The sequence below is a fragment of the Siccirubricoccus deserti genome (genome assembly GCF_014283215.1).
GTDB classification, from domain to species: Bacteria; Pseudomonadota; Alphaproteobacteria; order Acetobacterales; family Acetobacteraceae; genus Siccirubricoccus; species Siccirubricoccus deserti.
This window is the reverse complement of record NZ_JACOMF010000019.1, coordinates 1-12,653: the sequence shown is the minus strand read 5'-3', so window position 1 is coordinate 12,653 and position 12,653 is coordinate 1. Positions and strand designations below refer to the sequence as shown.

Annotated in this window: 9 protein-coding genes; 8 read left to right on the top strand and 1 reads right to left on the bottom strand. The window is 72.5% G+C overall.

Annotated elements, in window-relative coordinates:
- Nucleotides 1-79: 79 nt before the first annotated feature.
- A complete protein-coding gene (locus tag H7965_RS15930; RefSeq protein WP_186771582.1) occupies nucleotides 80-1,048 on the top strand; it encodes a Bug family tripartite tricarboxylate transporter substrate binding protein in 969 nt (322 codons plus the stop codon).
- A gap of 51 nt (nucleotides 1,049-1,099) precedes the next feature.
- Here the strand turns inward: H7965_RS15930 and H7965_RS15925 are convergent, their stop codons facing one another.
- Entirely contained in the window at nucleotides 1,100-3,418 is a 2,319-nt protein-coding gene (locus H7965_RS15925) for a methyl-accepting chemotaxis protein (RefSeq protein ID WP_186771581.1), read from the bottom strand.
- A gap of 162 nt (nucleotides 3,419-3,580) precedes the next feature.
- Here H7965_RS15925 and H7965_RS15920 point away from each other — a divergent pair, with 162 nt between their 5' ends.
- From H7965_RS15920 to H7965_RS15890, 7 genes are all read left to right on the top strand, one after another.
- Nucleotides 3,581-4,231: a flavin reductase family protein gene (locus tag H7965_RS15920; RefSeq protein WP_186771580.1), complete on the top strand. Its 651-nt coding sequence runs from the start codon at nucleotides 3,581-3,583 to the stop codon at nucleotides 4,229-4,231.
- Nucleotides 4,232-4,292: 61 nt separating this feature from the next.
- On the top strand, nucleotides 4,293-5,993 hold the full coding sequence (locus tag H7965_RS15915; RefSeq protein WP_186771579.1) for an ABC transporter permease: 1,701 nt from the start codon (nucleotides 4,293-4,295) through the stop codon (nucleotides 5,991-5,993).
- A gap of 140 nt (nucleotides 5,994-6,133) precedes the next feature.
- On the top strand, nucleotides 6,134-7,717 hold the full coding sequence (locus tag H7965_RS15910) for an ATP-binding protein (RefSeq protein WP_186771578.1): 1,584 nt from the start codon (nucleotides 6,134-6,136) through the stop codon (nucleotides 7,715-7,717).
- Nucleotides 7,714-8,094, top strand: a complete 381-nt coding sequence (locus H7965_RS15905) for a response regulator (protein WP_186771577.1) — start codon at nucleotides 7,714-7,716, stop codon at nucleotides 8,092-8,094. The genes H7965_RS15910 and H7965_RS15905 overlap by 4 nt, the downstream gene beginning before the upstream one ends.
- Before the next feature lie 66 nt (nucleotides 8,095-8,160).
- On the top strand, nucleotides 8,161-10,428 hold the full coding sequence (locus H7965_RS15900) for a penicillin acylase family protein (RefSeq protein ID WP_222440645.1): 2,268 nt from the start codon (nucleotides 8,161-8,163) through the stop codon (nucleotides 10,426-10,428).
- Nucleotides 10,425-11,930, top strand: a complete 1,506-nt coding sequence (locus tag H7965_RS15895; RefSeq protein WP_222440644.1) for a GH3 family domain-containing protein — start codon at nucleotides 10,425-10,427, stop codon at nucleotides 11,928-11,930. The genes H7965_RS15900 and H7965_RS15895 overlap by 4 nt, the downstream gene beginning before the upstream one ends.
- A gap of 278 nt (nucleotides 11,931-12,208) precedes the next feature.
- A partial coding sequence (locus H7965_RS15890) for an IS701 family transposase (protein WP_186771576.1) occupies nucleotides 12,209-12,653 on the top strand: 445 nt, incomplete at its 3' end.

Below are 12,653 nucleotides of genomic sequence, written 5' to 3'. Positions count from 1 at the left end.
CGCGATGTCCCAGCCGGCGCGCCCCTTGCCGGCTGGGGCATAGCCAGTGCATCTGTTGCCGAAACGGAGGAAGCCGCCCATGTCCCGCACCGGCCGCCGCGCGCTGCTCGCGGCAACCCTTGTTGCCCCCGCACTGGCACGAGCCCAGCCCCTTGCCGGGCGACCCATCACCGTCGTCGTGCCCAACCCGCCCGGCGGCGGCAGCGATTTCGCCGCGCGGCTGTACCAGGATGCACTGACCCGGCTGCTCGGCACCCAGGTGGTGATCGACAACCGGCCCGGCGCCAATGGCAACATCGCTATCCAGGCGGTGACGCGGGCGGCACCGGATGGCCATACCCTGCTGCTGCAGTATTCGGGCTACCATGCCGGCAACCCGGCGATGATTCCCAACCTGCCCTGGGACCCGCTGCGCGACCTGACCCCGGTCGGCATGGCGACGGTGGCGCCGCACGGCATCTTCACCGCCCCCAACCTGCCGGTGACGACGCTGGCGGAGTTCACCGCCTACGCGAAGGCGCGGCCGGGCGAGCTGAACTACGCCTCCTCCGGCAATGGCTCGATCCAGCACATCGGCGGCGTGCTGTTCAGCCAGGCGATCGGCGTGCCGATGGTGCATGTGCCCTACCGCGGCGCGGCGCCGGCGCTGCAGGATATGGCGGGCGGGCGGATCGAGCTGTTCATCACCACCCCCTCCTCCGCCATCGGACTGGTGCAGGGTGGTCGGATCAAGGCCCTGGCGATTGCCAGCGCCGCCCGCATCCCCGCCCTGCCGGAGGTGCCGACCACCGCCGAGGCCGGCATGCCGGGCTTCATCGTCGATGCCTGGTTCGCCTTCTTCGCCCCAGCCGGCACGCCGACGGCGATCCTCGAACGGCTCAACGCCGCGATGCGGGAGGCGACCAGCCAGCCCGACATCCGTCGCCGGGCCGAGGAAGGCGGAGTGCTGCTGCGCGCCCTCAGCATCGCCGAGCTGGATGCGGTGGCGCGACGCGAGATCACCGAACTTGGCCGCACCATCCGCGCGGCGAACATCAGGCTGGAATGACGCGGTCCCGGCCTGGCCGGTAACCGCCAGGCCGGGACCGCCGCCTGCCGATCAGGCGATGCGGATGCTGCCCAGGAAGTCGCCGGACCGGCTGCGCAGCGACCCGGCATGGCCGGTGAGGTCGTTCGCCGCGCCGAGCAGCGAGGCCGAGGCCTCCCCGGTCTCGACCGAGGCGCGCTGCACATCCTGGATGCGGTTGACGACGGCCGAGGTGCCATCCGCCACCTGGGCGGCGCTGCGGGCAATCTCCCGCGTCGCGCTGCCCTGCTGCTCGACCGCGGCGGCGATCGCCGAGGTGACCTCGTTCATCCGCTCGATGGTGGTGCCGATGTTGCGCAGCGCCGTCACCGCGGCGCCGGTCGCGCCCTGGATGGCGCCGATCTGCTGGCTGATCTCCTCGGTTGCCCGGGCGGTCTGCCCGGCCAGCGCCTTCACCTCGGAGGCGACCACGGCGAAGCCCTTGCCGGCCTCCCCGGCCCGCGCCGCCTCGATGGTCGCGTTCAGCGCCAGCAGGTTGGTCTGGCCGGCGATGTCACCGATCAGCCGCACCACGTCGCCGATCCGCGCCGCCGCCTGGGCCAGGCCCTGCACCGTGCCGTCGGTGGCCCGCGCCTCCTCCGCCGCGGCCCGGGCGACGGTCGCGCCATCGGCCACCTGACGGGTGATCTCGGCGACCGAGGAGGCGAGTTCCTCGGCGCTGGCGGCGACCGCCTGCACATCGGCGCCGGCGCGGCCGCCCGCGGCGGCCACCGCCTCGGCCTCCTGGCCGGAGGTCATGGCGGCGGCGGAAAGCGCCTCCGCCGCCTGGTGGACCTGGGCCGCGGCGGTCGCCACGGCCTCGACCACGCCGCCGATCTCGGCCTCGAAACTGTCGGCCAGCCGGGCCTGGGCGGTCACCAGGTTCCATACCAGCATCGCGCTGACGTAGTCGCCCTGGGCGTTGCGGATGGCGTTGACCGACAGGTCCAGCACCTCCACGCCCATCCGGATGCGCGCCTTGTGCGGCAGGCGGCTCGGGTCGGCCATGACCTCGCGCTGCCGCTCCGGGTCGCGGTGCAGCAGGTCGACGCTGCGGCCAAGGATCTCGGCCGGCTTGCAGGGCAGCACCGCTTCGAGCTTGCCGAGGATTTCCAGGCTGTGCGGGTTCATGTAGCCGATGCGGAAATCATCCTTCGGGTCGGCGGTCATCAGCGCGATCGGCAGCTGTTCCAGCATCTGCTGCTGAGCGAAGGCGCGCTGCACCGTGCTGCGCAGTTCCTCGATCGCCGTGGCGATGCCGCCGATCTCGTCGCGCCGGTCGCGGTCCGGCACCGCCACGCTGGCGTCGCCGCCGGCGATGGTGCGCACCGTCGCCACCAGCCGCCGCAGCGGCGCGCCGATGGCCCGCGCGGTGAGCCAGCCGGACAGCAGCAGCAGCACCGCGACGGCGAGGCCGAAGCCGAGCACCGCCTCGCGCACCGAATTCGCCGCCGCGGCGCTTTCGCTCGCCCGGGTCGCCGCCAGTTGCCGCAGCAGGGCGGCGGCCTCGCCCAGCGCCTCATCCATGCGCTCCAGCGCCGGGGTGCTCTTCTCCCCCCGCTCCTGGATGGCACGTTCGGAGAGCTGCACCACCTCCACCGCCGCAGCGGCGATGGCGTTGGAGATATCGGTGATGCGGCGCAGGTCGCCAACCGCAGTCGGGGCCACGGTGATGGAGCCGAGGGCACGCTGGTGCACCCTGAGCTGCGCCGCGGCCCGGCGTACCCGGCGGGCCTGGCCTTCCTCGCCGGTCGCAAGATAGCGCTGGCTGCCGAGGCGGACGTCGTTCACCGCGGCGTGGAAGGTCAGCACCCGCTGCCGGGCGTCGTCGCGCTGCTCGGCTGGAACGTCGATGTCGAGCATGCTGGAGACCGCCTCGAAGGCCTGGTCGTATTCTCCGGAGCGGGGCATCAGCACGTTGTCACGCTGGTCGATCAGGTCGATGCGCATCTGCGTCTGGCTGCCGGTCGAGGCGACGAACTCCGCCAGCGCCTCGCGGGCCAGGGTCAGCTTGGCATGCACGGCCTCCGCCCCGACCTTCTCGGCCGCAGAGTCCAGCCGCGCGCTGGCGTCCGCCAGGGCGCGCTGCAGCGCTTCGGAGATCGGAGCGATCTGCTCGGTGGTCTGGGCAAGCAGCAGGTCGCGCAAGGCGGTCGAGGCCAGCGCGGTCTGGGTCGCGGCAAGCTGGGCGCCGAGCTGGGCGGCCGCTGCATGCCGCTCCTCGGTGCGCTGGGCATCGGCCTGCGCCAGCTTGAGGGTCACTACGCCAACCAGCCCGGCCAGCAGCAGCACCGCCAGGGTGACGCTTGCGGCAAGCTTGCGGCCGACGCTGAGGTTGCGGAACAGGCGCATAAGGCAGGTCCTCCTGCGCCCAGTCTGCGGCGGCAGCCCTTAACAAGCGGCTGAGGAATCCACGAAATCCGCCGCCGCCGGCTTGCCGCTCCCCGGCCAGCGCCCCTCGACAGCCGCAACGCCGCAGGCCAGTTTCCACGCACCCCGCACCTGGAGATCGCCATGCTGTTCGACTTCGCCACGCTGCCGCCGCAGGATTGCTACAAGCTGGTCGTCTCCACCGTGGTGCCGCGGCCGATCGCCTGGGTGGTGACCCAGGATGCGGAGGGGGTGGTGAATGCCGCGCCTTATTCCTTCTTCAACGCCTTCAGCGACAACCCGGTGGTGATCGGCATCGGCTGTGGGCCGAAGGCCCCCGGCGCGCTGAAGGACACCGCCGCCAACATCCGCGCCACCGGCCAGTTCACCGTCTGCCTTGTGCCGGAGGAGGCAATCCACGCGATGAACGCCACCGCCGTGGACTTCGCGCCCGGCGTCGATGAGTTGAAAGAAGCCGGGCTGACTGCCCTGCCCTCCGCCCGCATCAGGCCGCCGCGGATCGCCGAGAGCCCCGTGGCGCTGGAATGCGAGACCTTCCAGCTGGTGCCGGCGGGGCACCACACCATCGTCCTCGGCCGGGTGATCGCCGTGCACGTCCGGGATGATTGCGTGATCGACCCGGTGAAATGCTACGTCGACACGCCGAAGATGAACCTGGTTGGCCGCATGCACGGCCGCGGCTGGTACGCCCGCACCACCGATCGCGTCGAGGTGCCGCGGATGACCGTCGCCGAATGGGAAACGCGCAAGGCTGCGAGCAAGGCGGCCGAATAGCCCAGGCCGGGTATTCCACCAGAGGCCGGCATGCTACCGGGCGACTGAGAATAGATCGCAGATGTCGGCCGCCCCTCCCCTGCCAGCCCCCCCTCTGCCAGCCCCTGCCCTGCTGGGCCCGGGCCTCGCCCTGCCGCGGCCGCGCCGCCGCGGCCCGGGCTGGGCCTGGCTGGTCCTGCCGCTCGCCGGGCTGATCGCCGCCCCGCTGCTGGCCGTGCTGGTTTCGGCGGCGGCCCCGGCCGGGACGGTCTGGCACCATATCGCCGCCACCACCTTGCCGGAGATGCTGGCCAATTCGGCGCTGCTGGCGCTGCTGGTCGGGCTGATGGTGGCCTCCGCCGGGGCGCTCTCCGCCTGGCTGGTCACCGCCTGCCGCTTCCCCGGCCAGCCGGTGCTGGAGGTGGCGCTGCTGCTGCCCATGGCAATGCCGGCCTATGTCTGCGGCTATGCCTATACTTGGTTGCTGGACGTCGCCGGGCCGGTGCAGACCGGCTTGCGCGACGCCACCGGGCTGCGCTGGGGTGAATACTGGTTCCCCGAGATCCGCAGCCTGCCCGGGGCGGCGCTGATGCTCGGCATGGTGCTCTACCCCTATGTCTACCTGCTGTGCCGCAGCGCCTTCCTGCAGCAGAGCGTCTGCCTGCTCGAAGCCTCCCGCACCCTCGGCCATTCGCTGCCGCGCTGCTTCCTCCGCCTGGCCCTGCCGCTGGCCCGGCCGGCGATTGTCGGCGGGGTGGCGCTGGCGCTGATGGAGACCCTGGCGGATTTCGGCACGGTGCAGCATTTCGCCCTGCGCACCTTCACCACCGGCATCTACGAGGCTTGGTTCGGCCTCGGCGACCGCAGCGCCGCCAGCCAGCTTGCCGCCTGCCTGATGGGCCTCGTCGCCCTGCTGCTGCTGCTGGAGCAGGTCTCGCGCGGTGGCCGGCGCTTCCACCCGACCACCGGGCGGGTCCCGCCGCTGCGGCCGGTGGTGCTGCACGGCTGGAAGGCGGCGGTGGCGCTGCTGGCCTGCAGCCTGCCGGTGCTGCTGGGCTTCGTGGTGCCGGCCGGGGCGCTGCTGGCGCTGATGCTGCAGGTCGGCGATCCGCTGGAGTCGCACCGCTTTCTGCCCTTTGCCCGGAACAGCCTCTTCCTGGCGGCAATCACGGCGCTGGCGGCAGTGGTGCTGGCCAGCGTCCTGGCCTGGGCGGCGCGGCTGCATCCGCGGCCGCTGCAGAAGCTCGCCAGCCGGGTCGCCGGCCTCGGCTACGCCATCCCCGGCTCGGTCATCGCGGTCGGCACGCTCGTGCCGCTCGGGTTGTTCGACAATGCGCTGGATGGCTGGATGCGCACCCGCTTCGGCATCTCCACCGGGTTGCTGCTCTCGGGCGGCATCGCCGCGCTGGTCTTCGCCTATCTGGTCCGCTTCCTGGCAGTGGCGCTGTCGGCCGTCGATTCAGGGCTGGCCCGGCTGAAGCCCAGCCTGCGCGACGCGGCGCGGGTGCTCGGCGCCCGGCCAGCCGGGGCGATCTGGCGGGTCGAACTGCCGCTGGCCCGCGGCAGCCTGCTGACCGCCTTCCTGCTGGTCTTCGTCGATACGATGAAGGAGCTGCCGGCGACGCTGATCGTCCGGCCCTTCGACTTCGACACTCTGGCGGTCCGCGTCCACAGCCTGGCCGCCGACGAGCGGCTGGCCGAGGCCAGCACCGCCGCGCTGCTCATCGTCGCCGCCGGGCTGCTGCCGGTGCTGGCGCTGACCCGCGCGATGCGCCGTGGTTGAGCAAGGGACGCGTCATGCACCCGGCCATCACAAGACGGTGGGACAACCGGCTCACACCTCGCACATATGCCAGCGCGAACCGATAGTGACGCATTGGTCATTCGCATTTTCGCGTCCATTTCTCCACGGATCGGTGGTTCATGTCCGGCATCGCCGCGCTACTGGAGACCGAGGCGCTGTCCCCGCATGGGGTCTGCCTGCTCTGGCGGTCGGATCTGATCTGGCTGCATCTGGTCTCGGACGTGCTGACGGGGCTTGCCTATTGGTCCATCCTGGCGGTTCTGATGATCGTCGCCATGCGCCGGAGGGGCCTCCTCTATCCCTGGGCGGTCGAGCTTTTCGCCGCCTTCATCCTGCTCTGCGGCGCGACGCATTTCATGGCTGCCTGGACTCTCTGGCATCCCGGCTACGGCGTGCAGGGCATGCTTAAGGCGGCGACCGCGGTGGTGTCCGTCGTCACCGCCATCGTCATCTGGCCGCTGCTGCCGCGGATCCTGGCGCTGCCCTCGGTTCAGGCGCTGGCGGAGGCGAATGCCAGCCTGCGGCGCGAGATCGGCGAGCGGCGCGAGGCGGAACACCGCGCACGCTACAGCGAAGCCCGCCTCGCCGGCTTCTTCGAGCATATCCCCGATGCGCTCTTCGTGGTCCGAGCGGAGCCCGAGGGCTGCATCCTGGAGACGGTGAACCCCAGCTTCTGCCGACTGTTCCGCGCCCCGCGGGAAGCGCTGGAAGGGATCAGCCCGGAGCGGCTGCTGGAGCCCGAGGCGGCGGCCGAGCTGGCAAGGCAATTCGCCGCCTGCCTCGCCACCGGCGCGCCGCGCGACTGGGAAAGCACGATGCCGGCGCTTGAGGACATCGGCCAGGTCACCCGCCATTGGCACACTGTGCTAGTCCCGCTGCCTGGCACCGAGGGAGAGCCGCCACGGCTGCTGGGCAGCCTGCGCGACGTCACCCAGCTGCGCCGGCTGCAGGCCGATCTGGTGGAGGCGGCGCGGCGCGCCACCATCGGCGCCATGTGTGCCGGCGTCGCGCATGAGATGAGCCAGCCGGTGAACATCATCGGCCTGTGGACCGAACGGGCACGGGCAGCGTTGGAGCAGGGCATCGGCACGCCGCGCCGGGCGCTGGAGGTGGTGCTGGACCAGACCCGCCGGCTCGGCACGCTGCTGGAGCGGATGCGCGAGCTGGCGCGGGACGCCCCGGGCGCCACCGAGGTGTTCGACGCCGCCGCCACCGCCGCCGCCACGGTGGAGGTGGCGCAGCGCGCCTGGCAGCTCGAGCGGATCGAGGTGGTGCTGGAGCCGGTCGGCGCCACCACGGTGCCGGTGCGCGGCCGCGCCGCCCAACTGGAGCAGGCCCTGCTGCACCTGCTGGAGAACGCCCGCGACGCGGTCACGCGCCGCCGCCTGCTGGAGCCCGATGCGCCCGGCCGCATCACCGTCAGCCTCACCACCGGCGCCGAGCCGGGCAGCGCGGTGATCGCGGTGCGCGACACCGGCGGCGGTGTCCCGGCGGCTATCGCCGCGCATATCCTCGACCCCTTCGTCACCAGCAAGGACCCTGGCCAGGGCACCGGCCTCGGCCTGCCGATCGCCGCCGGCCTGCTGCGCGGCATGGGCGGCCGGATCGCCTGGACCAATTGGGCCGAGGGCCGGCCGGATGCCGGCGCGGTGTTCCGCATGACGCTGCCGCTTGCCCGCACCGTCTCAGGACCGGTGGCATGACCCCGCCATTGCGGGTGCTGATGGCCGAGGATGAATGGCTCGCCGCCGAGGTGCTGGAGGAAGGCCTGGCGGAGGCCGGCTTCGTCGTGCTGGCGGCGGCGGATGGCCAGGCAGCGCTGGAGCTTGCCGCCGCCGGAGCGACCTTCGACGTGCTGCTGACCGACCTGCGTATGCCGCGGCTGGACGGGCGGGAGCTGATCTTCCGACTGCGGGCCGAGCGGCCAGCGCTGCCGGTGGTGGTGATGACCGGCTTCCCGCCCCCTGAGGGTATCAGCCACCTGCATGACGGCAGTGGCCCGCTGCGGCTGCTGACCAAGCCGATCGATATCAGCCGGCTGGTCGCCGCCATCGAGGCGGTCGCCAGCAGCATATCGTAACACTCACCCGCTTGCGTCGGCCGGCCGCCGCCCAAAGCTGAGGGGTGGACAGGCGGGGAGACCAGGGTGCCGGCATCGAGAGGAGGATCGGCGAGGCTGCGGCGCCGGGCGGCGCTGCTGCTGGCGGCCATTGCCATGCTGCCGGGGTGCGGCGCGCTGCTGCCGCGGCAGGTCGGCATCGAATCCCGGCTGGCGGCGCTGCCGCGGGACGGGCTGGCGCTCCAGGGGCCGGTGACGATCCGCTGGAACGACCATCTGGTGCCCTGGGTCGAGGCCGGCAGCGACACCGACCTGGCCTTCACGCTGGGCCTGGTGCACGGGCATCTGCGCGGAGTGCAGGTGGCGCTGCTGCGGCTGGTGGCGCAGGGCCGGCTGGCTGAGGTGGCGGGGCCGCTGGCCACCGACATCGACCATGCGCTGCGCATCCTCGGCTTCGGCCGCGCCGCGCCCGAGGTGGTGCGGCGGTGGCCGGAGGAGACCAGGGCCTTCGTCACCGCCTTCGTCGCCGGGCTGAACCACGCCACCTTGCACGGGCCGCGGCCGCCGGAGGCCGGGCTGCTCGGCCTGGGGCGCGAGCCCTATACGCCCGAGGACGTCGTGGCGATCGGCCGGCTGGCCGGCACCGACATCAACTGGCTCGGCTATTTCTCCCTGCTGGCGGAGCGCGGGAAGCCCGGCTTCGCCCGGCTCTGGGTCCGCACCCGGGAAGCCGGGGCCGGGCTGGCGCCGGCGAACTCCGGGCAGGCCGCGCTCGGCGCCCTCCTCACCGGGCTGTCGCGCTCCGGCAGCAATGCGGTGGCGGTGGCGCCCGGGCGGAGTGCCAGCGGGGCGGCGATGCTGGCCTCCGATCCGCATCTCGGCCTGTCGCTGCCGAACCTCTGGTTGCTGGTCGGGATGCGCTCGCCCTCCTACCACCTAGTCGGGATGATGGTGCCGGGGCTGCCGATCATCGGCCTCGGGCGCAGCCCGGACATCGCCTGGGGCGGGACGAATCTGCGGGCGGCCTCCTCCGATCTGTTCGACGTCTCCGCCCAGCCGCTCACCGAGGCCGAGGTCCGCATCCGCCAGCGGTTGTGGTTCGCGGCGACCCGGCGGGTGCGGCTCTCGCCGCAGGGGCCGGTGGTGACCGATGCCGCCGTGGTGCCCTCGCGGCCGGGGGAGCCGATCGCGCTGCGCTGGGCCGGGCATGAGCCGGCCGATGAGATCACCGCCCTGCTGCGCGCCGCCCGGGCCCGTGACGGGGAGGCGTTCCGTGCCAGCTTCGCCAACTTCGCAGTCTCGCCGCAGAACATGCTCTGGGTCGACCGGGCGGGGCGCATCGGCCGGCTGACCGCGGCGTTGCTGCCCGACCGCGCCGGCTTCCCCGCGACCGACCCGGTGCTGGATGCCGCCGACCCGGCCGCGACCAGCCCCTGGCGGCGGTTGCGCGATGGCGGGGCGTTGCCGCATCTGGAGGACCCGCCCGAGGGCATATTGGCCTCGGCCAATGAGAATCCGGCAAGCTGGGTGAAGGCGCCGCCGCCCATCGGCTATTTCTTCTCGGATGGCGACCGCGTCGCCCGCCTGCGGGCACTGCTGCAGGCGCGACCGCGGCTGACCGCCGCCGACCTCGCCGCGCTGCAACGCGACACGGTGGCGCCCAAGGCGGCGGCGCTGGCCGAGGGGCTGCTGGCCCGGCTGGACGCACTGCCGGGCGGTGCGCCCGAGCCGGCGCTGCTCGCCCCGCTGCGCGGCTGGGATGGGGACTACGCCGCCGACAGCCGCGCCGCCCTGGTCTTCGAGCTGCTCCTGGCCCGCCTCGCCCCCGCGCTGCAGCCCGAGGGCGGCAGCGGGCGTGGACCGGAGACCGGCTGGAATTTCCTCACCACCTTCCTGCTGCGCGACCTCGATGCGCTGCCGCCGGCGCGGTGCGAGGCGGTATTGCGCGCGGCGGTGGCGGGGGCGGCACCGGATGCGGCCCGCTATCGCGACTGGGGCGAGGTGCACCGGCTGCGGGTGGCGCATTGGCTGGTGAACCTGCCGCTGCTCGGCCGCGCCTTCGTGCTGGCCGATTTCCCGGTCGGCGGCTCGCGCGAGACGCCGATGAAGACCGGGCATGGAATGGTCACCGGCCCGCATGAGGTGAGCTTCGGCTCCATGGCGCGGCAGATCTCCGACATGGCCGACCTGGACGCCAACTGGTTCACCCTGTTCGGCGGCCAGGACGGCTGGCTCGGCAGTGCCGCCTTCGCCGACCAGGTGCCGCTGTGGCGGGAGGGCCGCAGCATCCGCCTGCCGCTGCGGCCGGAGACGGTGGCGGCGGAGTACCCCCGGGTGACGGTGCTGCGACCATGATCCTCGACGCGACGCCGCTGCTGCATGCGCTGACCCGCCGGCGCATCGCTGTGCTGCGGCGGCAGGATGCGGCGGCGGCGCAGGCCTCGCTGCTGCGGCGGCTGCTGCGCCGCGCGGCGGGCACGCGCTTCGGCGCGCGGCACGGCTTCGCCGGCCTCCGCGACGTCGCCAGCTACCAGGCGCGGGTGCCGCTCGGCGATTACGAAAGCTTCTGGCGCGACTGGTGGCAGCCGGCCTACCCGCTGCTGCGCAATGTCACCTGGCCAGGGCGAATGCCGTATTTCGCGCTCTCCTCCGGCACCACCTCCGGCCGGACCAAGCACATCCCGGTCAGCCGGGCGATGGTGCGGGCCAACCGGGCGGCGGCGCTGGACGTGCTGGCCTGGCATCTGCACCACCATCCGCGCAGCCGGGTCCTCGGCGGGCTCACCTTCATGCTCGGCGGCTCGACCGCGCTGGAGAGAATCGTGCCCAAGGGCCAGGGAAACGTGCGGCAGGGCGACCTGTCCGGCATTGCCGCGGTGGAGGTGCCCAGCTTCCTCGCGCCCTGGACCTTCCCGCCGCGCCCGCTGGCGCTGATCGAGGATTGGGACCGCAAGCTGGCGGCGCTGGCCGAGGCGGTGCCGCATGACGCGGTCCGGGTGCTCTCCGGCACACCGTCCTGGCTGTTGATCCTGCTGGAGCGGCTGGCGGTGCGGTACGGTATGCCGCCGCTGCCAGGGCTGGAGTTGCTGGTGCATGGCGGCGTCGCCTGGGCTCCCTACCGCGAGCGCCTCGCCCCTTTCCTGCCGGCGACGTGTTCGACCCGCGAGGTCTACCCGGCCAGCGAGGGCTTCTGCGCCATCGCCGATGGAGGCTCGGGCGAAGGGCTGCGGCTGCTGGCGGATCGCGGGGTGTTCTGGGAATTCGTTCCGGTTGGCGAGCTGGGCACGGCGGCGCCGACCCGGCACTGGGTGGCCACCATCGAGACCGGGGTGGAGTACGCCGTGGTCGTCACCTCCTGCGCCGGGCTGTGGAGCTATGTGCTGGGCGACACGGTGCGATTCATCTCCCGCGCGCCGCCGCGGCTGCTGGTGACCGGCCGCACCTCCTACACGCTGTCGGCCTTCGGCGAGCACCTGTCCGGCGAGGAGATCGAGGCGGCGCTGCTTGGCGCGGCCGAATCCTTCGGGCTGGCGGTGGCGGAGTATATGGTGGGGCCGGTGTTCCGCGATGCGCGCGGTGGCCACCGCTGGCTGGTGGAACCGGCCGCCACCGCTCCCCCCGGGCTGGCGCCACGGCTGGCAGCCGCGCTGGATGCGTCGCTGGTCAGCCGGAATGATGATTATGCGGCGCACCGGCGTGGCGGGCAGCTCGATCCGCCGGAGGTGGTGCTGCTGCCGCCCGGCGCCTTCGCCGGCTGGATGCGGGCGCAGGGCAAGCTCGGCGGGCAGCACAAGGTGCCACGAGTGCTGGCCGACCCAGAGCGATTTGCCGCTGCCGCAGCGGCGCTCGCCGGTTGAGGCGGTGCCACGCGCGGGGCGAATGCGGCCCGGGAGCGCCCCCCCTGCAACACGAGCGCCTGTCGGAACCGGGCGCTTCCTGGCGTCCTTCCGCGGCTTTGCCGCGGAAGGCTGGACCGGAGCGCTGATCGGGAGAGACCATTTGGCCTCCCCCGCAAAACGGCGCAGCGGTTTTCCGGGGAGTACTAACACTACTTCGGCAGATTTCTGTTGGCCTGAGATCCCGGCTGGTAAGCTGATGGACGTTCCGATTGAGGTGCGGCCCGGTGAGGTGGCGCATGATCGAAGCGGCAGCGGAGTGGGAATCGACCTTTGCCGAGTGGCTGAAGCCATTCTTGGGGGCTCTTGGTCACAAGGTGCGGCAGCGCTGGGCGCCAGTGTATGTGCGGGGTCTGCTGGGGCCGGGGGAGCGCAAGAGCGTACAGCCGATGGCGGCGCGGATTGCGCCTGCCGACTGTGACCAACTGCACCACTTCATTAGCAGCCCTGCCTGGCAGACCGCCCCACTCGAAATGGTGCTGGCGCGCGAGGCGGACCGCCTCGTGGGCGGGCCGGAGGCGATGCTGATCATCGATGACACCGCGCTACCCAAGAAGGGCGAGCACTCGGTCGGGGTCGCTCAGCAATACGCTGGCGTGCTGGGGAAGACGGCGAACTGCCAAGCCCTGGTTTCGCTCACCCTGGCCCGCGGCGAGGTGCCGGTGCCCGTCGCGCTGCGGCTCT

Bases quoted from the DNA above. Each gene is read 5' to 3' on its own strand.
- H7965_RS15930 (WP_186771582.1), top strand. From the start codon at position 80: ATGTCCCGCACCGGCCGCCGCGCGCTGCTCGCGGCAACCCTTGTTGCC.
- H7965_RS15925 (WP_186771581.1), bottom strand. From the start codon at position 3,418: ATGCGCCTGTTCCGCAACCTCAGCGTCGGCCGCAAGCTTGCCGCAAGC.
- H7965_RS15920 (WP_186771580.1), top strand. From the start codon at position 3,581: ATGCTGTTCGACTTCGCCACGCTGCCGCCGCAGGATTGCTACAAGCTG.
- H7965_RS15915 (WP_186771579.1), top strand. From the start codon at position 4,293: ATGTCGGCCGCCCCTCCCCTGCCAGCCCCCCCTCTGCCAGCCCCTGCC.
- H7965_RS15910 (WP_186771578.1), top strand. From the start codon at position 6,134: ATGTCCGGCATCGCCGCGCTACTGGAGACCGAGGCGCTGTCCCCGCAT.
- H7965_RS15905 (WP_186771577.1), top strand. From the start codon at position 7,714: ATGACCCCGCCATTGCGGGTGCTGATGGCCGAGGATGAATGGCTCGCC.
- H7965_RS15895 (WP_222440644.1), top strand. From the start codon at position 10,425: ATGATCCTCGACGCGACGCCGCTGCTGCATGCGCTGACCCGCCGGCGC.